Here is a 21497-nt window from a genome sequence, read left to right as displayed (position 1 = left end):
GCGGTTCCGATCCCGATGCTGTCTACCCTCAACGCCCCGCAACGCGAGGCGGCGAAATACCTTGATGGTCCCTGTCTCGTGCTGGCCGGCGCCGGCTCAGGCAAGACGCGCGTCATCACCGCCAAGATCGCGCATCTTGTGCAGACCTGCGGCATGGACCCGCGCAACATCGCCGCGATCACCTTTACCAACAAGGCGGCGAAGGAAATGCAGGAGCGCATCGGCAAGCTGATCGACAGCCGCGCGGCGAGCCAGCTGACGGTATGTACCTTCCATGCCCTAGGCGTGCGGATCGTGCGGCAAGAGGCCAAGCTCGCCGGTCTCAAGCCGCAGTTCTCCATCCTCGACTCATCCGATACGGCGCAGATTGTCTCGGACCTCGCGACCAACGCCGACAAGGCGATGCTCAAGGCGATCCACTGGACCATCTCGGGCTGGAAGAACGCGCTGATCACGCCGCAAGACGCCGAGAAGCTCGCCAGCGATGAGATCGAAGCGGCGGCAGCAAAGCTTTACCCCGCCTATGAGAAGACCCTGCGTGCCTATCAGGCGGTGGATTTCGATGACCTGATCGCGCTGCCGGCGCGTCTTTTCGACGAGCACCCGGACGCCCGCGAGCGCTGGCAGAACAAGCTGCGTTACCTGCTGGTCGACGAATACCAGGACACCAACCGCGCGCAGTACAAGCTGCTGCGCCAGATCGCCGGTGTGCGCGGCGCCTTCACCGCGGTCGGCGACGATGATCAGGCGATCTATGCCTGGCGTGGCGCCGACGTCGAGAACCTGAACCAGCTCGCGCGCGACTACCCCAGCTTGCGGGTCATCAAGCTCGAACAGAACTACCGCTCCACCAACCGCATCCTCACCGCCGCGAACACGCTGATCGCAAACAACGAGAAGATGTTCGACAAGCGGCTGTGGTCCGAGCACGGCATCGGCGACCCGATCCACATCGTTGCGACCCGCGACGCCGAAGCGGAAGCCGAGGTGGTGCTCAAGCGCATGCAGGCGCACAAGTTCGAATCGCGCACCCACTGGCGCGACTACGCGATCCTTTACCGCGGCAATCACCAGGCGCGGGTGATCGAACAGGCGCTGCGCAACTTCAAGGTGCCCTATGTGATCTCGGGCGGGCAGAGCTTCTTCGATCGCGCCGAGATCAAGGACATCACGTCTTACCTGCGTCTGCTGTTGAACCCTGACGACGATCTGGCCTTCATCCGTTCGATGACCACGCCGCGTCGCGGCATCGGGCCCGCGACGCTCGAAGCGCTGGGCAACTACGCCGGCAAGCGCCACATCAGCCTTTTCGCAGCCGCCTTCGAGGAAGGCGCGGAGCAGCATGTGCCGCATCGCCAGCTCGAAGCGGTGCGCGAATTCGGCAACTTCATCAACAAGATCGAATACCGCGCCCAGCGCGAGCCAGCCAAACAGGTGCTCGATGACCTGATCCGCGCGATCGGCTACGAGGCCTGGCTTTACGAGCACTGCGAGCAGCGCGAGGCGGAAACCAAGTGGAGCAACGTCTCCGACTTTGTCGGCTGGCTCGGTCGCAAGGGCGAGGAAGACAAGAAGAACCTGATCGAGCTGACGCAGACGATCGCGCTGATCTCGATGCTCGACAAGGAAGACGAAGATTTCGACGGCGTCCAGCTCGCCACGCTGCATGCGAGCAAGGGCCTGGAGTGGCCGCATGTGTTCCTGATCGGCGTCGAGGAAGGCCTGCTGCCGCACCAGAGCAGCATTGACGAGGACAAGGTCGAGGAAGAGCGCCGCCTGATGTATGTCGGCGTCACGCGCGCGCAACGCAGCCTGACGATCACCTACTGCGACCGCCGCAAGGCAGCCGGCGAATGGCACACGGTGGAGCCCTCGCGCTTCATCGAGGAACTGGGCGCCGAGAGCGTGAAACGGCCGGACAAGAACGCGGTCGTCTCAAAGGAAGACGCCAAGGCCAAGCTCGCAAACCTGCGGGCGATGCTCGGGCGCAACTGATCGCCGCCATCAGCACGCTGGCGCAACGCGCAGCCTGCGCTACGCTGAAGACATCCAGTTCGCGAACGGAATTGCCATGCGCTACCTGCTCGTGCTGTCGGCGCTCTGCTTGAGCCCGACCGCTATCGCACAACGTTATGTCGAAGTGAAGTGCCCGCCGGCGTTCGACGCTTCGCTCAAGCTCGACGGCGGCTTTTCGACCTTCGCGCCGGCAGATGCCGCCCCGGGCACTGCCGATATTCCGACCACACCCGCCGCGCTGGCCGGTGCCGAAGTGTACGTCGGCGATCCGACCAAGACGCCGCAACTGCAGGAAGAGCGTGGCAGCGGCAGCAAGCGCATCGTGTGGTATCTGCCGGGGCCGAAAATCATCGCCTGCCGCTACGAAGGCACCGAGCGGCGCATCTACCGCATGATCTATCCACCTGCCAACGAGTGCTCGGCACTGCGCAACCCACCCGCGGGCAAACCTCTGATCGTCAGTTGCAGAACGCGCTGAGTAACACGCGCCAGAACCTGGGGCCGTCAGCCGCCGGAAAGCGCGGCAACGATCATCACCTCGTCGCCATCGCGCACTGGCGCAGCGATCCCGGGCACTGCGGCGTTGCCAACAAAGATGCGGATGTGGCGGCGGATGCCATCCTGTTCGTCGATCACGCGATGTCGCACGCCGGGCCAGCGCGCATCGAGCGCGGCCAGCACATCGCCCAGCGTGGCCGGCGCGGCGCAGTCGACCTGAACGTCGGCGAGCCCGCCGCTGTACTGGTGCAGATGCGTGGGCAGGCGAACCGCCACCCTCATGCGAACTGCACCGCCTCGACTGCGTAGATCTCCGGCAGATGGCGTGCGATGCAGCGCCAGTTCTCGCCCTCGTCGGTGCTCGCCCAGACCTCACCGCCGGTGGTACCGAAATAGACCCCTGCCGTGCGCTCACCATCCACCGCCAGCGCTTGGCGCAACACCGTGAACCAGGCCTGTTCGGCAGGCAGCCCGGCCGTGCACTTCTGCCAGCTGTCACCGCCATCCCGTGATCGCAGCACGCAAGGCTTGCCCTCTGGCGACACCCGCGGCCAGACGCTGCCGGCATCCATCGGGAAGGTCCAGATCGTGTCGGGCTGGTGCGCGTGTATCACGACGCCGAAGCCGATATCGCGGCGCACGCCGTCCTGCGGAATGTGGGCGCCGATGTCGACCCACTTGCCGTCGGCTTCGTCGCGGCGGAAAAGGCCGCAGTGGTTCTGCTGATAGAGCCGACTCGGGCGCGCCGGGTGCATGCGCACGCAGTGCGGGTCCTGACCGAACACCGGATAAGGATCAGGGTAGAACTCGGCGCGCACGCCCTGGTTGATTGGCGTCCAGTCAGCGCCGCCGGCGCGTGACTCGAAGGTGCCGCCGCTCGACATCGATACGAACAGGTGTGCGGGGTCTCGCGGGTCAACCAGCACCGAGTGCAGCTTGCCGCCATCCGGCGTCTGGTCCTTGTCATCGCCGCACCATGCGCGTCGGTCGGGGTGCGCGTTGAAACCCTCGACACTGGCCCAGTGGAGGCCACCGTCACTCGAAACGAAGAGGCCTTGCGGACTGGTACCGGCATACCAGGTGCCGGGCTCGCTGGCATGGCCGGGCGTGAGCCAGAACACATGCTCAACCACCCGACCGCCTTCGGCTTTCGGGAAAGCCGGCGGTGTCTCGGCCTCCTGCCAGCTCGCACCACCGTCGGCCGAGCGGAACACCGTCGGGCCGAGGTGGCCGGTGCGTGCCGCCACCACCAGGGTGCGACCATCGCGCGGGTCGAGCCGTGCATGGTGAATCACGTTGCCGAGGAAGTGCGGCCCTTCAAGGCGCCAGTCTGTGCGCGCGGCGTTGCCATGCAGAATCCAGAGTCCCTTGCGGGTTGCGATCAACAGTGCGGTGGCAGCCATGGCGCGCTCCTCACTCGATCCGGGTCACCATGACCTGGTCGATCTTGAAATTGTCGATATCGACCGCCTCGAAGCGGTGGCCGGCGAACTCGAAGCCTTCAGCGCGTTTGGGGATGCGCTTCATCATGTACATCATGAATCCGGCGGCGGTGTCGTAGCCCTCTTCGCCCGGCGCGTACTCGACATCGATCAGCCCCTTCACATCGCCGATCGGTGTCATGCCATCGACCAGCCACGACCCTGGGCCACGCTGCACGATCTGCTGGTCGTACTGCGGCACGACGATGTGGTCCATCAGGCAGTGCACCAGATCGTCCAGCGTCACGGTACCGACCACCAGCGCGTACTCATTGACCACCACGGCGAAGTCGTTGCGCGCATCCTTGAAGCGTTCGAGCATGTCGGCAAGGTTCAGCGCGTCGGGCACCACCAGTGGCTTGCGCAGCTCCAGCTTCGACAGCACCGCCGGCAGGTTGTCGATGTCACCGGCGGCGAGCACCGGCATCAGGTCGCGCAGTTCAAGAAAACCGATCACATCGTCGATGCGCTCTCGGCAGACGAGAAAGTCTTCGGCGCGGCCTGTCATCAGCTTCTCGCGCAACGTCGCGGCGTCTTCGGTGATGTCGAGAAAGACCACGCTGTCGCGCGGCGTCATCGCAGCGGCAACCGGGCGTTCGCCGAAACCCAGCACGTTGCCGATCAGCTGATGCTCATTGCCCTGCAGGGCACCCGAATCGGCCCCCGCATCAACCATCGCAACGATATCGTCGGTGGTGACACGGTCTTCCCGCGCCGCGGGCAAGCCAGTCAGATGGAAGAAGAGGTTGGCGACACCATTGAAGACCAGCACCAGCGGCGCCATCAGCACCGTCAGCACGCGCATCGGGCGCACGATGCGTATCGCCCACTGCTCCGGCTCGGCCATCGCAATGCGCTTGGGAATCAGATCGGCAAACTGGATGAAGGCCGCGGTGATCGCCACGAACGAGAGCAGGAAGCCGAGCGACGCGGACATGTCTGCCCCCGCCCCGGTCAACTGCACCAGCCGCGTGAAGGTGGGAGACAGTGCGCCCTCGCCGACCATGCCGCCGAGGATGGCCACCGTATTGAGCCCCACCTGCACCACGGTGAAGAAGTAGCCCGGTTGCTCCTGCAGGCCCATGACTTGCGCCGCACGGGCCTCGCCGTTGTCGAGCATGGCCTGCAGCTTGATGCGGCGGGCGCTGGCCAGAGAGATTTCCGAAATCGAGAAGAACGCGCTGAATACGATCAGGACCAGCACGATCATCAGTTGCAGCGACGTCGACATCCCCATCTCTCCTTGTTTCGCGATCCGCCCTGCGGACTATAGGGGATGACGCGCGGCACGGCGAGCACCGCCCGCAAACGACAAGGGCGGGCCACTTGCGCGACCCGCCCTGCGGCCTGCCCGGCGCGAACGTTCAGTCGCGGCCGTGCATCAGCTTCTTGAGCATCGGCGTCAGCGCGAGCAACACGAGGCCAGCACCGACCGATGAGCCGACCAGGAACCAGTAGAGCGGCACGCCGCTGCCGGCAAGCATCGCTTCAAGCGTACCGGAGAGGTAATTCGCCACCGCCGAACTGAGCATCCAGACCCCCATCAACAGGCCGGCAAATCGCGCTGGCGCGAGCTTCGAGACCATTGACAGACCGACCGGTGAGAGCATCAACTCGCCGATGGTGTGCAGGAAGTAGACGATGAACAGCCAGTGCGGGCCAACGCTGCCGAATTTCTCGGCGCGACCCTGCGCGATGGCCAGCACGATGAACCCCAGCCCCAGCACGACCATGCCAAGCGCCTGTTTCGCGCTGACCGACAAGGCAAAACGGGTGCGATCCAGCCGCGTCCACAAGGCGGAAAAGGCCGGCGCCAGCAGCACGATCACCAGTGGATTGATCGACTGGAACCACGACGCCGGAATCTCGAAACCAAAGGCGTGGCGGTCGGTCTGCTGATCGGCGAACAGGTTCATCGTGCCGCCGGCCTGCTCGAAGCCCATCCAGAAAAAGATGACGAAGAAGCAGACGATGCAGATGGCGAGGATCGCATCCCAGTCTGCGCGGGTGAGCGGCTTCGCATCCGGATCAACGGAGCCGAAGCGGGTCGGGATCCACAGCGCGGCGCCGATGACGGCAAAGCCCAGCAAGAGCTTCACCAGCAGCGGCAACGGTGCGATTACGCCGGAAACTGCACCCCACAGCGCGATCGTACCGAGCACGGTCGGGATCGCAGCGGCAGTGAAGGCAAGGATGCGCACCCAGTCACGGCGGTCGATGCAGGTCTGTCCGGCGCGCAGGCCGGCGTTACCCAGCAGGCCCTGCCAGCGCAGCAGCGTGAACACGCCAATCGCCATGCCGACGCCAGCAGAGGCAAAGCCCCAGTGCCAACCCAGCTTCTCGCCCAAGGTGCCCGCCACCAGCGGCGAGAAGAAGGCGCCGAGGTTGATGCCCATGTAGAAAATCGTGTAACCGCCGTCGCGGCGAGGGTCGTGCTCGCGATACAACTGCCCCACCATGGTCGAGGTGTTGGGCTTGAAGAAGCCGTTACCCAGGATCAGCAGGCCGAGCGCGAGATGCAGCAGCGGTTCGAAGGCCATCGCAAAGTGGCCCAGCATCATGATCAGGCCACCGATCACCGCACCCTGGCGCAGGCCAAGGTACTTGTCGGCGAGGTAGCCGCCGAGCAAGGGCGTGAGGTAGACCAGTCCGGTATAGATGCCGTACAGCTCGAGCGCGTCCTTGCGGTCGTAATGCAGGGCGTTGACCAGATACAGCACGAGCAGCGCCCGCATGCCGTAGTAGGAGAAGCGCTCCCACATTTCGGTGAAGAAGATGACCTTGAGGCCGGGCGGATGGCGCTCGAACTCGTCTGCGTCGGGGACAGCCGGATGGACGATCGTGGACATGGATTCTTTTTTCTGTCGTGTTGGGGCCGGATAGGCCGGAAATGAAGGCGGCGCTCCGGTAGGAGCGCCGCGATTGTCGCACTACTGTTGCAGGCCCGCAGCGCTTTGTTGGCGGGAACCTGTCGCGCCGGATTCAGTGCCCGCCGCAACCGCCGCCGCAGCCTTCGGCGGCGGCTTCCGCCTCGCCATGGCAGGCGTGGTCGTGCTCGTCATCATGGTGATCGTGATTCTTGCAGGCGTGCGAGCCACCGCAGGGCGAGGCGATCGGCGCCTTGTCGATGTCGGCCATGGTGAGGCCATTCTTCAGCATCGCGGCCAGCGCGGCGTCCATGCTCGCGGCGTGGTGCTTGAACCAGACCGGCAACTCCTCGGCCAGGCGGCGCCCAAGTCCGTGATCGCCCTTGTCGAGTTCGACACGCACCGCACGCATCACCGCCAGCACCCGTTCATGCTCATTGGCATGGCAGCCGGGAAAGCCGATCGCGGCGGCCCAGGCGTTCTCCTGCGCGAAGTGCGATTCGCAGTGCGCGATCAGGGCGTCGAGCGCGACGCCCATGGTGTCGTCGTCGGCGACACGCAAGGCATTCACCGCCCACACGAAGTCTTCGTGGGTGGTGTCCATGTCACGGTGGCCAAACAGGAGATCGGGAGTCAATTCGAACGGGGTCATGCTGCAGCTTCCGGCGATTCAAACCCGGCATTGTAGGCGAGTGCGCCGGGCCGGGGCGTGAGCCGCATCAAGCAAAAAGGGGGCGCTTTCGCGCCCCCGCAAGGCATCCCGGAGGTGACCGGGGAGGCCGACTACCCGCGAGCGCTCAGCGCTCGTTGGAGCCCGACATCACATCGACCCAGACCGCCAGCAGCAGGATGCTGCCCTTGACGATCATCTGCCAGAAGGTTTCCACGCCAAGCATCGACATGCCGTTGTCGAGGCTGGTCATGATCAGCGCACCGATCATCGCGCCCGACACCGTACCGGCGCCGCCGCGCATCGAGGTGCCACCGATGAAGCAGGAGGCGATCGCGTCAAGTTCGCCCATGTTCCCCGCGGACGGCGAACCGGAAGCGAGCCGCGCGGTGGTGGTCAGGCCGGCGAAGGCGCACATCAGGCCCATGATGCCGAAGATCGTCATCTTGACGAACTGCACGTTCACACCGGAGAGGCGCGTCGCTTCAAGGTTGGAACCAATCGCGTAGATGCGGCGGCCGAACACCGTGCTGTTGGCCATGAAGCTGAACGCGCCGGCAATGACCAGCAGCACCAGCACCGGCACCGGCACGCCCTGGTAGGACTCCAGCGTATGCACGAAACCGAAGATCAGTGCGCCGGTGAGGCCCAGCTTGAGCGCGTCCTGCCACATCGGCGCAATCGTCAGGTTGTACTTGGCGCGGTTGGCGCGGGTACGCAGGCTGATGAAGACGAGCAGCGCAAACAGCGCCAGCGCCAGGATGTAGCCGATGTTGGCCGGCAGGTAGGCCTGCCCGATCGCGATCAGCCCGGCGGATTCGACCGGCACGGTGGAACCCTGGGTCAGGCCGACCAGGACGCCGCGGAAGGCAAGCATGCCCGCAAGACCGACGATGAAGGACGGCACACGCAGGTAGGACACCCAGTAACCGTTGATCAGGCCGGCCAGCACACCGCCAAAGCAGACGATTGCGATGGTGCCCGCGACCGGCACCTTGTAGGTCGCATCCAGCACCGCAGCGAGGCCGCCCAGCAAGCCGAGCAGCGAGCCGACCGACAGGTCGATTTCGCCGGCGATGATGACGAAGACCATGCCCGAAGCAAGCATGCCGGTGATCGCCATCTGCCGCAGCAGGTTCGAGAAGTTACGCGACGTGAGGAAGGACGAGCCATCGTCCGTCATCGTCATGTAACCGAAGAAGGACCATATCAGGACGATCGCGATCCCGAGCGCCAGGACTTTGTACTGTCCGAAGAGCGTCTTGATGTTTTTGGCAACGGAACTCATTTTGGTGTGCCTCTGTATGTTCTTGTGGTGGTCTCGCGGATCACGCCGCAATCGGTTGATCGGACTGGCCCAGCGCCGCGGTCAGCACCTGTTCCTGCGTCAGGCCCTGATTGACGAAGTCGCCGCGCAGCTTGCCTTCTCCCATCACCAGTACCCGGTCGCTGATGCCCAGCACTTCGGGCAATTCGGAGCTGATCATGATGATCGACAGGCCCTGCTTTACCAGTTCGAACATCAGCTTGTAGATCTCGTACTTGGCGCCCACGTCGACGCCGCGCGTCGGCTCGTCGAGGATCAGCACCTTCGGGCTGGGCAGCAGCATCTTCGACACCACCGCCTTCTGCTGATTGCCGCCTGACAGGCCGCGAATCTGCAGCAGCGGGGTTGCGGTCTTGATGCGCATGCGGGCGATCGACTGCTGGATCGTGTGCATCTCGGCTTCCGCGTCGACACGACCGAAGTGCGCGTAGCTCGGAAGCGTGGACAGCGTGATGTTGTGCCCCACGCCCATCAGCGGCACGATGCCGTGGCGTTTGCGGTCTTCCGGCACCATGCAGATGCCCTGCTCGACCGCGTCCTTCGGCGTATGGACGTGAAGCGGCTTGCCTTCCAGCGTCATCTCCAGCGAGTGGTGGCCGGCGTAGCAACCGAAGATCGCCATCGCGAGTTCGGTACGCCCGGCACCAACGAGACCGGCAACCCCAAGGATCTCGCCTTTGCGCAGCTGGAAGGAAACGTTATCCACCCGCTTGCGCTTCGGGTTGTTCACGTCGTAACAGGTGACGTTCTTCGCTTCGAAGATCACCTCACCGATCGGGTGTTCTTCGCGCGGGAAAAGGTTCTTGATTTCGCGGCCGACCATCATCGTGATGATCTCGTTGGTGTCCATCTCGGACATCGGCCGGGTGCCGACGTGGGTGCCGTCGCGGATCACGGAAATCGTGTCGCAGACCTCGGCAATCTCGTCGAGCTTGTGGCTGATCATCACGCAGGCCACGCCCTTCTTCTTCAGATCCTTGATGATGTTGAGCAGGATCTGGGTTTCGGACTTGGTCAGCGAGGATGTCGGTTCATCGAGAATCAGCAGCTTGGCCTTCTTGTTCAGCGCCTTGGCGATCTCGATCAGTTGCTGGTGTCCGCCGCCGTAGTTAAGTACCGGCAGCGCGACATTGATATCCGGCATCTTCAGTTCATGCATCAGTGCTTCGGCGCGCTGGTACATCGCCGCATAGTTCATGCGACCGCCGGGCAAGGTGATCTCGTTGCCCATGAAGATGTTTTCGGCGACCGACAGCTGCGGGACGAGCATCAGTTCCTGGTGGATGATGACGATGCCGGCATCTTCGGTTTCGCGGATGGTTCGGGCGGTAAGTTCCTTGCCTTCCCAGAAGATCTGCCCCTCCCAGGTTCCATGTGGGTACACCGCGGAGAGCACCTTCATCAACGTGGACTTGCCGGCACCGTTCTCGCCGCACAAACCCACACATTCACCAGCGCGCACCTTCAGGTCGATCCCGTCGAGTGCCTTGACGCCACTGAACTCCTTGACGATGCCTCGCATGTCCAGCAGGTATTCGGACATGTCTGTTCCTTCTTTCGAAAGTTGGGGGCGGATGCAGCGGGAAGGGGGTGCTGCACCCGCCGGGGGCCGGCGCCCCTTCCGCACCGGAGCGGAAGGAGGCCGGTGCTGCTGACTTACAGGCCGAGTTGCTTGGCGGTGTAGAAGTTGTCCTTCACCAGCGTGTCGATGTTGGCCTTGGTGATGATGGTCGGCGTCAGGAGCAGCGAGTCGACCTTCTTGGCACCATTATCGAGCGCGTTGTTGTAGGCCGGCTTCTCACCCTTGGCGAGTTGCACCGACAGCTTGGCGGCTTCGGAAGCGATCAGCTTGAGCGGCTTGTAGACCGTACCGGTCTGCGTGCCAGCGATGACGCGCTTGCAAGCGGCCAGGTCAGCATCCTGACCCGACACGGCAACCTTGCCAGCCAGGTTCTGGGCAGCCAGGGCCTGGATTGCGCCGCCGGCGGTGCCGTCGTTCGAAGCGACGATGGCGTCGATCTTGTTCTTGTTCGCGGTCAGCGCGTTCTCGACGATCGACAGCGCTTCAGACGGGTTCCATTCCTTCACCCACTGCTGGCCGACGATCTTGATGTCGCCCTTGTCGATGCTTGGCTTGAGGACCTTCAGCTGGCCTTCGCGCAGCAGCTTGGCGTTGTTGTCGGTCGGCGAACCGCCGAGCAGGAAGAAGTTGCCCTTCGGCTGGGCCTTGACGATCATTTCGGCTTGCAGCTGGCCGACGCGCTCGTTGTCGAACGAAATGTATGCGTCGACATCGGCGTTCAGGATCAGGCGGTCATACGACACGACTGCGATACCGGCCTTCTTGGCTTCCTTGATGACGTTGGTCAGCACCTTCGAGTTGAAGGGCACGATCACGATCACGTCTACCTTCTGAGCGATCAGGTTCTCGATCTGCGAGATCTGGCGCTGCTCGTTGGCATCGGCCGATTGCACGCTGACGGTAGCGCCCAGGGTCTTGGCGGCTTCAACGAAGTAGTCACGGTCGCGGGCCCAGCGCTCGACACGCAGGTCATCGATCGAGAAACCAATCTTCGGGTTGGCCTTGTCGGCGAACGCCGGAGCGGCCATGAGGGCGGTACCAACGGCAAAAGCGGCAAGCAGGGCACGACGCATCGGGCTGGATTTCATTGAAGTCTCCTTTGTAGTGGCTCTCGCGGGCATTTGCCCGCCATCTCTTCTGGCCCGGTCGCTAAGCGACCGGGGGTGAAGGCTTTGGATCTCTTTCGGGAACCCTAGGGTTATCCCTGACTAGGGTGAACCCTAATCGAGATTTCTAGCTTTGCCAATGGGGTCATCAATGTTTTTTTTGATCCAGGTCGAGTTTCCGCAATCGGCATCAAGCGCGCCGTTGGAAACCCGCTCGACGGGATCGGCGTCAGCGCATGGCTTCGGCGCGCAAACGCAGGGCTTCGTTCATGGCCTCGAAGCCGGGGCGCGCCTCGCGCTCGATGCGGTCGCGCAGCAAGGGCACCAGCAGCCCGGTGAAGCACTCACTATGGACGAGGCGGGTGCTGCCGTCAGAACGCTGCACCAACTTGAATCGATGTTCGCCCTCAAGCAAGCCGCCAAACATCATGCGCTGTTGCCAGCGCAACTCGCGCGGCGCTTCGGAGCTGAGCACGCGCGGCCAGTAGCTGCGGGTACGCTTGGCCGCGCCGCTCACCACGCTCACATTCAGCGAACGGCCGGCGATCGGCTCGCCGCGCACCGCGCGGATGAAGGGATTCCACTCGGGATAGGTCGCGAAATCCGTGAGGATCGCCCATACCTGATTGGGCGATGCCTGGATGTCCACCGTTGTACGCAACTCATGCATCGGGCGACCTCTGGGGCCGGTTCGTGGCGGCCCTCACCTATTTGATTTGCATTGCAGTCTAGCAGCGCCGCCGGCGCAGGGGCAGCGCCACTTGCGCAAGACTGGTCAAACCAGTCCCGCGGGCCTCAGAAAACCGCCGCTGCGCTGCGCAACGCCGGCCTGCACCAGCGCATCGACGAGCCACTCCGCCAGCGCATCCGGCGTCTGCTGCAGGTAGCGCGCGTTGGCCTCGCGATACAGCGGCACACGCGCCAGGTAGTCAGGCAGGGCATCAATCGAGAACACGCCGCGTTCGAGCAGCGTGAAGGTCATGCAGGCACGCAGCGCGTTGCGCGCCATGCGGCTTCCGTCCTGCTCGAAGGCTTGCAGGCGGGCAAACGCCGACTCGAAGGCCTGGTCGACCTCGACGAAGGGCGCGCCGTGCCCGGGCAGCACACAGTCGATCGGCAAGCGCGCCAGCATCTCAAGTGTGCTGCGCGCGGCCTCCAGCCCGCCACCGGCGCCGATCACATCCGCGAACAGGATGCCGAAACCGTGCCGCCAAAGCGCATCGCCCGAAATCAGGAGGCGCGCATCGGCGCAGTGAAAGACCAGCGCGTCCATGTCATGGCCCGGCGCGGCGATCGCTTCCCACTCCAGCCCGCCGGCGATGAAGCGATCGCCCGCGCGCAACACCGACTGCGCGGCGAAGCGCTCACCGCGCTGATCGGCGGCGGAAAGCAGCAGCGCTGACTCATCCCAGCACGCCACCGCATCGGCCATCCCCTCCGGGACGCTCACGCTGCACCCGAAAGCGCGCACCAGAGCGGCATTGCCGCCGACATGGTCCGAATGGGAATGCGTGTTGAGCAGCCGCGCGAGGCTGCGACCGCAGAGCGCGTCGCGCACAAGCTGCACCGTCTGCGGTGCGTCGGTCACATAGCCAGAATCGATCGCGCTTGCGCTTGCGCCGTCAAACAGCAGGATCGTGTTGGCTGACAACCACCCGCGCTGCAGCACGCGAACCGAATCGGGCAAGGCAGCTTGCATCGCGCGCTGCAGCTCAGCGGTCGCAATCGCCGCGCAAATCGCCCTCGAACCACTCAGCCGCTGCGCGTCGCTGGGCGACCCGCTGCAGGATCGCCCGCTGACCGGCGAACCCGGCCTGCGACCAGCCGCCTATCTCCTCAAGCGTGCGCTGGCAGCCCTCACACAAGCCGTTGCGCGGGTCGATGCGGCATACGCCAATGCACGGCGATGCGGGCGTCGTCTCTTGCATCGCTCAAGCAAAAACCCAGGGCAGCGCGTGTGTCAGCACGCCATCGACCAGACGCCGGTCACGTTCAGAGCGGGTGTTCGCCATTTCAAGGAGTCGCTGATAGGCGCTCGCCTGCAAGGCAAGATCGCCGGCGGCAATCGCCATCTCGATCAGCGTTTCGTGCGCCTTGCGCAGCCAGTCCTCGCGCATCGCGTCGGGTGTCGCAACGACGCGCTGCAACAGTTCCAGCGCTTCGGCATTCTGGCCACGCAAGCGGGCCACACGCGCGCGATGGAAAAGCTCCGCCACTTCCGAATACTCGGTGCGATGGCTCTCGAAAGGGTCGGTGGCGCGGCGGATCATGAACTCCGCCTCGTCGGCATCGCCACGTGCCAGCAAGACATCGATCAGGCTGTCGCAGATACGCGCCTTGAGGTAGCGCGGCAAGCGCTTGTCCACCAGATAGGGCCGCAGCAACTCATAGGCTTCGTCGGGGCGACCGAGTTCGATCATGCTGCACGCAAGATTGTTGGCGGCACCCACTTCACGTTGCAACAGACCACGGATGCGCCAGTCCTCGACCACCTTGCGCCCGATGCGCACGGCGTCTTCGTTGCGGCCGGAAATCGCGAGGAGGAATTGCAGGTCTGAATGCGCCGCGAGCACATCCTCGTCGCGCCCGAGCGCCTCGAAATCGGCAATCGCCCGGCGCAGCGCGCGTTCCGCCGGCAGCCCCGCCCCCAGCAGCGCCAAAACCAAGCCGAAAGCCTGTCGTACCTCGGCACGGGTCAGCGCGTCGTCCAACTGCCCCGCAATCATGCCGGCGCGGCTGATGACCTCAAGCGCCAGTTCGCCCTCATTGAGGATGGCGCTGAAACGTGCCGACCGCGCCAGCAGACGCGCCTGCGCGCTCGCCAACGCAGCGTCGGCGGCCTGTCGCACGCCCTCGTCGCACAGCGCGCGCGCAGCGTCGAGTTCGCCCGCGGCGTAGCGCGCCTGCGCATCTGCGAGCAGGCGCTCGACATCCAGCACTTCAGACTCGTTTGGTTCCATCTCAGCAGCCTAGCACTTCCCTCAAGCCGGTTTTGCAAGACCTTGTTGCCGCGCCAGCCACGCGCGCGCGACACGACTGGCAGGCGCACGGCCAAGCGCCGCCGAGATGAAGGCGGCGGCGTCGACGAGGCGCTCCAGCGACACGCCGGTGACGATGCCCAGACCGTCGAGCATGTAGACGACATCCTCGGTCGCAACGTTCCCGGTCGCGCCCGGTGAATAGGGGCAGCCACCGAGGCCGGCCACCGAGTTGTCGAAGGTGGCGACGCCAAAGTCGAGCGCGGTGAGGATATTCGGCAGCGCCTGGCCCCAGGTGTCGTGGAAGTGACCGGCCAACTGGGCGGCAGGCACGCTTGCACACAGCCGCTCGAAAAGCCGCGCCGTCGACCCCGGCGTGCCGACGCCGATCGTATCGCCCAGGCTCACTTCGTAGCAGCCGATCTGCAGCAGGCGTTGCGTCGCGTCCAGTACCGCCTGTGGCGCAATCGCACCCTCGTAGGGGCAGCCCAGCACGCAGGAGACATAGCCGCGCACCGCCACACCGGCATCGCGCGCCGCCGCCATGATCGGCGCGAAACGCACGAAGCTCTCGTCGATGCTGCAGTTGGTGTTCTTCTGGCAGAAGGTTTCCGAGGCCGCGGTGAAGATCGCCACCTCTTTCGCGCCGGCGGCCAGCGCCGCCTCGAAACCTTTCAGGTTGGGTGCCAGCACCGGGTAAGCGATGCCCGCGCGCTGCGGCAGCCCGGCCATCACTTCAGCGGCGTCCGCCATCTGCGGCACCCATTTGGGTGATACGAAGGCAGTCGCCTCGATCACGCCCAGGCCCGCGTCCGCCAGACGCTCGATCAACGCCAGTTTGGTCGTGGTGGCGACCGGCAGCTTCTCGTTCTGCAGCCCGTCGCGCGGGCCGACTTCGACGATTCGCACCCGCGCCGGGTAATTGCCGTTCAGCATGTCTTTGCCTCGCTCCCCTTCACAGCCAGCCCTTCATGCGCAGCAAGCCGAGTGCCGCGATCGTCGTTGCATCCTTGATCTCGCCCTCGCAAATCATGCGTTCGACGTCCCGCAACGGAAAGCGCCGCGCCACCAGATCCTCTTCTTCCGCATCTCGCGCGTCGCCCTCGAACGCAAGATCGGTCGCGAGAAAGACGCGGTAACCCTGATTGCAGAAGCCGTAGGCGAGGAAGAGGTGGCCCGCGTCACGGATCGCGCCAGCGACAAGCCCTGTCTCTTCCCGCAACTCACCCACCGCCACCGACTCGGGCGTGGCATCCGGCTGCCCCTCCCAGGCACCCTGCGGTAGCTCCCAGAAGCGCGCGCCGACCGGGTAACGGAACTGCTGCACCAGGTACAGGGCGTCGTCCTGCAACGGCACGATCACCACGAAATCCGGCTTCTCGACCACGCCGTAGATGCCGGTCGCGCCGCTGCGGCGCCGGATCCGGTCTTCACGCACCTTCAACCAGCGGTTTTGATAGATGACCTCCGAGGCGAGGCATTCAATGTCCGGCACCTCATCGTGCGGCGTGTGTTCGCTTTTCATCGTGGCCTCCTTGGGCCTGGCATCCGGGCAGCGAGCGTCAGTATCCGCGCACACGATCGACCACGCCGCTGACCGGCAGCCCGGCTTCCAGCCGCGCGATCTTCGCAGTGACCTGTTCGGCCGTCAGCGGGATCTGGGTGCGGGCCGCAATATGCGGCGTCACCGTGACACGCGGATGGCTGAGGAAGGGATGCCCTGCAGGCAGAGGCTCCTCACGGAAAACGTCGAGCACCGCTGCGCCGAGCCGGCCGCTGTCGAGTGCGGCAAGCAGATCGGCTTCGACGATCAGCGAGCCCCGACCCGCGTTGAGCACCAGCGCACCGGGCGCGAGTCGCGCCAGACGGCCGGTATTGAGCAGATCCACCGTGTCTGCCGTGTGCGGCAGCACGCAAACCAATGCGTCGAGTTGATCGAGGAAGACGTCGAGCGCGTCGGCGCCGGCATGGCAGGCGACGCCCGGTAGATCGCGGGGGCTACGGCCCCAGCCGCGCAGCGTGAAGCCGAGCGGCGCAAGTGCTGCCAGCACCGCCTGCCCCATCACCCCCAGCCCCATCACGCCTACCCTCGCGCCGGTCGCCGGCGGGCTGCGCCAGCCGCCCCAGTCTTCACCGCGGCGGGCTGCCGCGGCACTGGCATCGAACTGCCGCAGATGGCGCAGTACGCCCCACACCGCGTAAGCGGCCATCTGCGGCGCCATGCCCGCGTCTTCCAGGCGGATCAGGGGCAAGTTCGGCGGCAGCGCAGGGTCGCCCAGCAGGTGTTCGACCCCCGCCCCCATCGAGAACACCGCTTCAAGTGCTGGCTGGCTGGCATAGAGCGCCGCTTGCCGCCCCCACACCAGGGCGTAGCGGCAAGGCGGCGCGACGGCAGCCTCATGCACTTTGATCGACGCACCGCTGGCGTCGAACCCGGCTTGCCAGTCGGCCGCCGAGTAGCCGCCCGCCACCACCAGGTCAATGCTCATCCGGCCACCCAGTCGAACACCAGCGCCTTGTCGAGGCGCGGCTGGATGTATGCCACGAAGGCCTTATGCGCGGGGTGGTGCAGGTAGGCGTCACGCGCAGCCGCATCCTCGAAATCGAGCAGGAAGGCGTGCGTGAAACCGTGCGCAAGCCCTTCTGGGCTGACGTTGGTGCCGTCCTCGAATGCGCGCACTTCTGGGATCTTTTCCTGCAGGGCACGGAAGCTCGCGATCGCCTCGGCGACCTGCGCAGCGTCGAGTTCGTCGCGGAAGCGGAACAGCACGATATGGCGGATCATGGCGCGGCCTCCTCGAACTCGACCAGTTCGGCGCCGTCGCTGACCTGGTCGCCGACGCCGTAACGATAGGCCTTCACCGTGCCGGCCGCCGGTGCGGTGATGGTGTGCTCCATCTTCATCGCTTCGAGCACCAGCAGCGGCGCACCGCGCTCGACCGCCGCACCGGCCTGCGCCAACAGTGCGACCACCTTGCCCGGCATCGGCGCGGCAAGCCCGCCGCCGGCCTCGCGGCCCTGTGCGCTGCGCGCCAGCGGATCGACCGCCGCGACGACCCAGCAGCGGCCATGCAGGAACACATGGCGGCGTTCCTGCGCCACGACCACCGTCGCATTCAAGCGGCTGCCATCGAACACCGCGCGCAATTCGTCGCGCGGGCCGAGCTCGCCACCGGCGAGTACGCTTTGGCCGTCGCAACTGAGGCGGAAGCCGCCTGCCTCGTAGGCCACCGTGACCTTCACCTCGCGCTCGGCGTGACGGTAGGCAAGTACGCGCCGCGCCGCACCGGTGACGCGCCAGCCGTCGCGGGCCGCCCACGGCGAGGCATCGACCACCGCGTCCTGCCGCTCGCGCAGCAGGCGTGCCAAGGCGGCAAGCAGGAAAACCTCGGCCGGCGCTTCGGCCACGGCAGGAAACAGGTAGCCGTGCTCGCGTTCAATCAGGCCGGTATCCAGATCCGCCGACGTGAAGGCCGGGCAGGCCACCAGCCGCGAGAGGAATTCGACGTTGTTGCCGACGCCGACGATGCGATAGCTGCCCAGCGCCTGCAGCATGCGGGCGATGGCGCGCTCACGGCTGTCGTCCCACACGATCAGCTTGGCGATCATCGGGTCGTAGTGCGGCGTGATCGCGTCGCCTTCTTCGATGCCGGAATCGATGCGCACATGCACGCCCTCGGCCGGTGTCTGCAAATGGTTCAGCGTTCCGGTGGCGGGCAGGAATCCCCGCGAAGGATCTTCGGCATACACCCGCGCCTCGATCGCATGGCCGCGCAGCGTGATCTGTTCCTGCGCCAGTGGCAGTAGTTCATCGGCCGCCACCCGCAGCTGCCACTCGACCAGATCCAGCCCGGTGATCATCTCGGTCACGGGGTGCTCGACCTGCAAGCGGGTATTCATTTCCATGAAGTAGAAACGCCCGTCCGGCTCGCAGATGAATTCGACCGTGCCAGCGCCCACGTACCCGATGGCACGCGCCGCGTCGCAGGCCGCCGCACCCATCGCAGCGCGGCGCTCGGCGCTCATGCCGGGTGCCGGCGCTTCTTCCAGCACCTTCTGGTGGCGTCGCTGCACCGAGCAGTCGCGCTCGAAGAGGTGCACCACATTGCCGAAGCGGTCGCCGAAAACCTGCATCTCGATGTGGCGCGGGCGCTGCAGGTAGCGCTCCACCAGCACCTTGTCGTCGCCGAATGCGGCGCTGGCCTCGCGCTTGCAAGACGCCAACGCCGCCATGAAATCGTCCGGCCCATTGACGATGCGGATGCCCTTGCCGCCGCCCCCGGCGCTCGCCTTGATCAGTACCGGAAAGCCGATCGCCGCCGCTTTCGCTGCGAGCAGGTTCGGGTCCTGATCCTCGCCGTGGTAGCCGGGCACCAGCGGCACGCCGGCTTTTTCCATCAGTGACTTGGCCGCCGACTTCGAGCCCATCGCGCGGATCGCCGCGGCCGGCGGGCCGATGAACACGAGGCCCGCCGCTGCGCACGCCTCAGCGAAGTCCTCGTTCTCTGACAGGAAACCGTATCCGGGATGGACCGCCTGCGCGCCGCTGCGACGCGCCGCGTCCAGGATCGCGGTAATCGACAAGTAGGACTCGCGCGCCGGTGCCGGCCCGATGCGCAACGCCTCGTCGGCCAGCCGGACATGGCGCGCGCCGACATCGGCATCGGAATACACCGCCACCGTACGGATACCGAGCCGCCGTGCGGTGCGGATGACGCGGCAGGCGATCTCGCCACGGTTGGCGATCAGGATCTTGTCGAACATTCATCTCCCCCGATGAAGGTTTGGGTGCGCCGCTGGGGCGGCGTTCGGTTGTGGTTTGCGTTGCGCTGGCAGATCCCCCGATCTGCCAGGCGACGTTGTTTTTGGGCGGCGCTTGATACGTGCCGAGCAAGACTTTCCGACGCCCGACCAAGAGAGCTGCGGTTTGCCACTTGCAAAGTTCAGGATCAAGGCACAACCGTACGTTGGCCGGGGTCCCGCCCCCGACAGGCGTCTTACTTTCTGGCAACAGCACCAGAAAGTAAGCAAAGAGTGCCGCCCGGCGTTCGCGGCCCTACGGGCTTCCCTCACTGCGGCATCGCCCGTCGGCCGGCCTCGCGAACTCGGCGCTGCGCGCCTCAAACAGCGAGTCCGGACTGCCCCGCCGGCCGACACCTCCGTTCGGCGCTCTCGACGGGACCCGAAAATCAAAACCATCTGCGGCGCGACGCTAGGGCGATGTTCATAGCCTGGATAGAGCGCATCAGAATTCGGGGTGGGCGTATCCGGAGGCTCAACCGCGTCTCCCAGATTCCGGCCTTCGGCCTGCATCGAGGCAGCGAAGTTCCGACAACGACGAAACATCGACGCCTTTCCCTCCCCCTCTGAAACGCCGAGCAGCGCAGAAGCGTCGGGTTCCGACGCGCAGCGGCGGTGGCGAGGACTGTCTGAGGCCCGCCGGGCCGAGTTCCGCAGCCACCCGATGCTTCGAGCAGCGCAGGGCACCGCGTGCGAAGCGCGCGGCGTTGAAGCGGGGCGATTTTCTTTGGGTACTTTCTTTGTTCGCACAAAGAAAGTACCCCGGCCGCCGGGCCGGGACCCGGCTTGAGAGGGACAGCCGCCACAAAGCGGCAGCGCTGATCGCAAGCCGACCACACCGAAAGGTCGGGCCAGCCGGCCCAAGCCCGCCCTCACCCCCTTACTCCCCGTCCCAATAATCCACCGCATCCCCCCGTCGCCCGACATGGCGAAACGTCGCCACGCCCTCGGCGCCCGGCGACTTGCCGGCCATGACGAGGAACTTGTCCGAATCCGGGTACTCGCACACGTCGGGCTCGCGCATCGAACTCATCACCAGCACCCGCAGCGGCACGCTGCCGGTGTTGATCAGGTGGTGCGCAGTGTCACGCCCGCCGGCGGGTGCGCCCATCACGTCGCCGGCGGCAACCGGGTAACGCGCATCGCCAAAGCGGTAGGTGCCCTCGCCTTCGAGCACCACATAGAACTCGTCGTTGGCGTAGTGGTTGTGGAAGGGGCAGATGGCCTTGCCGGGTGGAATGACGTCGTAGCTCACGCCAAGGTGGCGCAAGCCGAGCAGCGCCCCGACCGCTGCGTAAGCGTCGGCGTAGCGCTCGCCGTGGGTGAAGCTTTCCAGCGGGACATCGGCAAGCCTCACGACAGGTTTCGCGTCGCTCATCGCATCACCCCTTCGGTACCCAGTTGGGGGGACGTTTTTCGAGGAAAGCGGCGATGCCCTCGCGCCCTTCCTGTCCGGTGCGGATCATCGCAAGGCGCCGCGCGGTATCGTCGGTCAGCGCGCGCGACAGCGGCTCGCCGTCGAAGTCGCGAACCATGTCCTTCACTGCGCTTTGCGCATGCGGCCCACCTAGCAGGAGCAGCGCGACGATGCGATCGACTTCGGCATCGAGCTGCTCGGCGGCCACCACTTCATGCAGCAAGCCGTAGGACCGGGCGCGGTGCGCATCGAAACGCTCGCCGGTGAGCACCAGCCGACGCGCTTGCCGTGCGCCCAGCGCACCCAGCACGTAGGGGCTGATCGTCGCGGCAGCGAGCCCGAGCCGCACCTCGGTCAGCGCAAACTGCGCCGTCTCGACGCCGATCGCAATGTCGCACACGCAGATCAGGCCGACACCGCCGCCGTAGGCCGCGCCCTGCACGCGGGCCACCACCGGCTTCGGGCTGCTCGCGATTGCGAACAACAGGGACGCGAGCTGCCGCGCGTCCTGATAGTTGGCCTGCCCGTCGAGCTGCGCGGCGCGTTTCATCCATTCCAGGTCCGCCCCCGCGCAGAACGAGGGGCCATCGGACCCGATCACGATCACGCGCACCGACGGGTCGCCGACCAATACGTCGAACGCACGGTGGGCGTCGTGAATCAGTTTCTCGTCGAGTGCGTTGTGACGCTCGGGGCGGTTCAGATTCAGCCGGGCCACGCCGGCCGTAATCGTGACGTTGACGACTTCGCTCATG

21 protein-coding genes are annotated in these 21497 nt (G+C 65.4%); 2 read left to right on the top strand and 19 right to left on the bottom strand.

Features of this window, described 5'->3' with window-relative positions:
* Positions 1-15 precede the first annotated feature (15 nt).
* Positions 16-1995, top strand: a complete 1980-nt coding sequence (locus GGR36_RS16525) for a UvrD-helicase domain-containing protein (RefSeq protein WP_183635885.1) — start codon at positions 16-18, stop codon at positions 1993-1995.
* Between the two features lie 76 nt (positions 1996-2071).
* Positions 2072-2494: an STY0301 family protein gene (locus GGR36_RS16520; RefSeq protein ID WP_183635884.1), complete on the top strand. Its 423-nt coding sequence runs from the start codon at positions 2072-2074 to the stop codon at positions 2492-2494.
* 26 nt (positions 2495-2520) lie between these two features.
* Here GGR36_RS16520 and GGR36_RS16515 read toward each other — a convergent pair whose 3' ends face one another.
* The 19 genes from GGR36_RS16515 to GGR36_RS16425 form a co-directional block, all read right to left on the bottom strand.
* Positions 2521-2796: a MoaD/ThiS family protein gene (locus tag GGR36_RS16515; RefSeq protein WP_183635883.1), complete on the bottom strand. Its 276-nt coding sequence runs from the start codon at positions 2794-2796 to the stop codon at positions 2521-2523.
* Positions 2793-3917 carry a WD40/YVTN/BNR-like repeat-containing protein gene (locus GGR36_RS16510; RefSeq protein WP_183635882.1) on the bottom strand — a complete coding sequence of 375 codons (1125 nt, stop codon included), beginning with the start codon at positions 3915-3917 and terminating at the stop codon, positions 2793-2795. Before GGR36_RS16510 ends, GGR36_RS16515 begins: the two co-directional genes overlap by 4 nt.
* A gap of 10 nt (positions 3918-3927) precedes the next feature.
* Positions 3928-5226, bottom strand: a complete 1299-nt coding sequence (paeA, locus tag GGR36_RS16505) for a polyamine export protein PaeA (RefSeq protein ID WP_183635881.1) — start codon at positions 5224-5226, stop codon at positions 3928-3930.
* 133 nt (positions 5227-5359) lie between these two features.
* Positions 5360-6844 carry a peptide MFS transporter gene (locus GGR36_RS16500; protein ID WP_183635880.1) on the bottom strand — a complete coding sequence of 495 codons (1485 nt, stop codon included), beginning with the start codon at positions 6842-6844 and terminating at the stop codon, positions 5360-5362.
* A 133-nt stretch (positions 6845-6977) separates the two neighbouring features.
* Positions 6978-7514 (bottom strand): hemerythrin domain-containing protein, encoded by a 537-nt coding sequence (locus tag GGR36_RS16495; protein ID WP_183635879.1) that lies wholly within the window; start codon positions 7512-7514, stop codon positions 6978-6980.
* Between the two features lie 145 nt (positions 7515-7659).
* Positions 7660-8820 (bottom strand): sugar ABC transporter permease, encoded by a 1161-nt coding sequence (locus tag GGR36_RS16490; protein WP_183635878.1) that lies wholly within the window; start codon positions 8818-8820, stop codon positions 7660-7662.
* A gap of 40 nt (positions 8821-8860) precedes the next feature.
* Entirely contained in the window at positions 8861-10402 is a 1542-nt protein-coding gene (locus GGR36_RS16485) for a xylose ABC transporter ATP-binding protein (RefSeq protein ID WP_183635877.1), read from the bottom strand.
* Positions 10403-10515: 113 nt separating this feature from the next.
* Positions 10516-11529 carry a D-xylose ABC transporter substrate-binding protein gene (gene xylF / locus GGR36_RS16480; protein ID WP_183635876.1) on the bottom strand — a complete coding sequence of 338 codons (1014 nt, stop codon included), beginning with the start codon at positions 11527-11529 and terminating at the stop codon, positions 10516-10518.
* 247 nt (positions 11530-11776) lie between these two features.
* Positions 11777-12217, bottom strand: coding sequence for an SRPBCC domain-containing protein (locus tag GGR36_RS16475; RefSeq protein ID WP_183635875.1), 441 nt, complete (start codon positions 12215-12217; stop codon positions 11777-11779).
* Between the two features lie 105 nt (positions 12218-12322).
* Positions 12323-13246, bottom strand: a complete 924-nt coding sequence (locus GGR36_RS16470; RefSeq protein ID WP_183635874.1) for an MBL fold metallo-hydrolase — start codon at positions 13244-13246, stop codon at positions 12323-12325.
* A 13-nt stretch (positions 13247-13259) separates the two neighbouring features.
* Entirely contained in the window at positions 13260-13475 is a 216-nt protein-coding gene (locus GGR36_RS16465) for a DUF1289 domain-containing protein (RefSeq protein WP_183635873.1), read from the bottom strand.
* 3 nt (positions 13476-13478) lie between these two features.
* Positions 13479-14507 (bottom strand): hypothetical protein, encoded by a 1029-nt coding sequence (locus tag GGR36_RS16460; RefSeq protein ID WP_183635872.1) that lies wholly within the window; start codon positions 14505-14507, stop codon positions 13479-13481.
* A 21-nt stretch (positions 14508-14528) separates the two neighbouring features.
* Positions 14529-15461 (bottom strand): hydroxymethylglutaryl-CoA lyase, encoded by a 933-nt coding sequence (locus tag GGR36_RS16455; protein ID WP_183635871.1) that lies wholly within the window; start codon positions 15459-15461, stop codon positions 14529-14531.
* 19 nt (positions 15462-15480) lie between these two features.
* Positions 15481-16050 (bottom strand): NUDIX domain-containing protein, encoded by a 570-nt coding sequence (locus tag GGR36_RS16450; RefSeq protein ID WP_183635870.1) that lies wholly within the window; start codon positions 16048-16050, stop codon positions 15481-15483.
* Between the two features lie 37 nt (positions 16051-16087).
* Complete coding sequence (locus GGR36_RS16445; protein ID WP_183635869.1) at positions 16088-17014, bottom strand: 2-hydroxyacid dehydrogenase; 927 nt, start codon at positions 17012-17014, stop codon at positions 16088-16090.
* Positions 17011-17310, bottom strand: coding sequence for a Dabb family protein (locus GGR36_RS16440; RefSeq protein ID WP_183635868.1), 300 nt, complete (start codon positions 17308-17310; stop codon positions 17011-17013). Before GGR36_RS16440 ends, GGR36_RS16445 begins: the two co-directional genes overlap by 4 nt.
* Entirely contained in the window at positions 17307-19289 is a 1983-nt protein-coding gene (locus GGR36_RS16435) for an acetyl/propionyl/methylcrotonyl-CoA carboxylase subunit alpha (RefSeq protein ID WP_183635867.1), read from the bottom strand. The genes GGR36_RS16440 and GGR36_RS16435 overlap by 4 nt, the downstream gene beginning before the upstream one ends.
* A 916-nt stretch (positions 19290-20205) precedes the next feature.
* A complete protein-coding gene (locus tag GGR36_RS16430) occupies positions 20206-20703 on the bottom strand; it encodes a cupin domain-containing protein (RefSeq protein WP_183635866.1) in 498 nt (165 codons plus the stop codon).
* A gap of 4 nt (positions 20704-20707) precedes the next feature.
* Positions 20708-21496, bottom strand: a complete 789-nt coding sequence (locus GGR36_RS16425) for an enoyl-CoA hydratase/isomerase family protein (RefSeq protein WP_183635865.1) — start codon at positions 21494-21496, stop codon at positions 20708-20710.
* Position 21497: the final 1 nt, after the last annotated feature.

Source organism: Niveibacterium umoris (genome assembly GCF_014197015.1).
Lineage (GTDB): Bacteria > Pseudomonadota > Gammaproteobacteria > Burkholderiales > Rhodocyclaceae > Niveibacterium > Niveibacterium umoris.
The sequence above is the reverse complement of the archived record's forward strand: the minus strand, read 5'-3'. Positions and strand labels throughout refer to the sequence as shown.